The organism is Plasticicumulans sp., assembly GCF_035331805.1.
Classification (GTDB): Bacteria; Pseudomonadota; Gammaproteobacteria; order Competibacterales; family Competibacteraceae; genus Plasticicumulans.
This window is the reverse complement of sequence record NZ_DAOLKE010000325.1, coordinates 1-2,229: the sequence shown is the minus strand read 5'-3', so window position 1 is coordinate 2,229 and position 2,229 is coordinate 1. Positions and strand designations below refer to the sequence as shown.

Below are 2,229 nucleotides of genomic sequence, written 5' to 3'. Positions count from 1 at the left end.
GGGGCTATGCGCTGCTGGCGGCGCTGCTGTCGACCTCGGCGCTGTTCGTCGGGCGCGGGCTGGAGGTCAACGACTTCCTCGGCAACGGCCCGATCATGCCGCCGACCTTCTCGCACGCGGCGGTGCTGATGAGCCTGGTCGCCGTGCTCGAACGCCGGCCGGTCGCCGCGCTCGCCTGGTGCGGCATCACCGGTCTGTTCCATCTGCAGATCGGCGCGGTCTGGCTATGCGTGCTGCTGCCGCTGCTCGCGCTCGACCGGCCGCGGCCGACGGGCCGGCAATGGGCGCTCGGGCTCGTGCTGCTGGTGCTCGGCGCGCTGCCGGCCTTCTCGCATCTGTGGCGGCTGGCCACCGAGGGGTTGGTCGCCGGCGGCCACACGCTCGATGACGTGAACTTCCGCATGCCGCACCACTTCGTGCTGCGCGGTGCCCGTCACGCGCTGTGGCCGCTCGCCTACCTGATCCTGCTCGGCGTCCTTGCGCAGCGGCTGCGCGCAGCTGGCGAGGCGGCGGCGGCGCGCGTGTACGGCCTGCTGTTCGCGTGCTGCGGGCTGCTCGGCGTCTTTGCGCTGCTGCACTTTGCCGATTACCACTTCCACCTCGTGCCGGCCGGGCGGCTGGCGCGGCTGCAGTTCATCCGGCTCAGTCCGCTGGTCACCGTGCTCGGCGCGACCGGGCTGATCTTCGCCGTGCAGCGCTGGCTGGCCGGGCGGCGGCCGCAGGCCGCGGCGGCGGTGTTCGCTGCGCTCGCCGTGCTCATGCTGCTGCCGAAGATCTACGGCGAATGGCGCGCTCACGGCCTCGATCGTGCCGGCATCGTCTGGTTCGGCGAGGCCGATCCGCAGTGGCTGGACGTATGCCTGTGGGCGCGTGCGCACACGCCGGCCGAGGCGCGCTTCCTGACGCCGCCCGGGCATTCCGGCTTCGTATCGATGGCACAGCGCTCGACCGTCGCCGAGCACAAGGTCAACCCCGATGGCGGTCGCGGCCTGGCGCAGTGGTACGAGCGCCTGCGGGCGCTGACCGGCGATCAGCCCCTGCCGCGCCTGAACGATTTCAGCCGCAACTCGACGGCGCTCGATGAGGCTTACGCGCGCAACGATGCCGCGCGCCTGCGCGAACTCGGCCGTCGCTACGGCGCGCGCTACGTGATCCTGCTGCCCGGCATGCCGGCGCCCGGGCTGGTGCGCTACGGGAATCCGCGCTTCCGGCTGGCGGAAATCGACACCAGCTCGCCGTAGACCCGCCGGTTGCCCGCCACCATCGCCGGGATCGAGAAATCCCGCTCGGCGATGGCGCGGCCGGCCGCGCCCATGCGCGTGCGCAGCGGCGCATCGGCGAGCAGCCCGTTCAGCGCCGCAGCGAGTGCTGCGGCATCGTGCGGATCGATCAGCCGGCCGTTCTCGCCGTCGCGCACGATCTCCGGAATGCCGCCGGCGCGGCCGGCGACGATGGCCACGCCGCAGGCCGCAGCCTGCAGCAGCGTGACGCCGAGCCCTTCGAGCGCGGCCGGATGCACGAGCAGGTCGAGCGCCGGCAGCCAGCGATCGAGATCGTTACGAAAGCCCGGCAGGCGCACGCGACCTTCGAGCCGGCGTGCGGCGAGCGCGCGCTGCAACTCGCCGGTCAGCGGTCCGCGCCCGAACAGCAGGAAGTGCGCATCGGGGTGCTGCGCGAACACCGCCGGCAGCGCTTCGAGCAGCAGCCGGTGACCCTTGCGCGGGATGAACTGCGCGGCCATGCCGATCACCGGCACGCCGGGCGGCAGCCCGAATTCGGCCTCCAGCGCCTGTCGCGCCGGGCGCGGATCGTCGGCCGGCCGGTAACGCCCGGTATCGACGGCGCTCGGCACGCAGATCACCTTGTCGGCCGGCACGCCCTCGGCGAGCAGCACGCGGCGGATGCCCTGCGAGATGGTCACGACGCGATCGGCGAGGCGGTACTTCAGCGCCACCCACACGCGTGGTTCCGGGTTGTCGACGCGCCGCGACAGCACGACCGGCACGCCGGCGATGCGCCCGGCCAGCGCGCCCCACAGATCGGCGCCGCGGCGCGAATGCAGGTGCACGAGATCGGCGCGCTCGGCGCGCAGCACGCGCGCGATGCGCACGGCCATCCACGGGTCTGCATCGCCGCCGAGCGCCAGCTCGATGACGCGCACGCCGAGGGCGCGCACCGCCTGACCGATCGCTGCGCCCGGTGCGCAGATCAGCACGTGTTCCTCGCCGG

General features: G+C 73.2%; 2 protein-coding genes. One reads left to right on the top strand and one right to left on the bottom strand.

Translation table 11 applies throughout. From position 1 onward, the window contains the following. Positions 1-1,241: DUF6798 domain-containing protein (locus PKE44_RS16185; RefSeq protein WP_324553214.1), on the top strand; the 1,241-nt coding region annotated here is incomplete at its 5' end. On the opposite strand, the gene PKE44_RS16180 is transcribed toward PKE44_RS16185, so the two are convergent. Then, on the bottom strand, positions 1,190-2,229 hold a 1,040-nt coding region (locus tag PKE44_RS16180; RefSeq protein ID WP_324553211.1), incomplete at its 5' end, for a glycosyltransferase. The genes PKE44_RS16185 and PKE44_RS16180 overlap by 52 nt on opposite strands.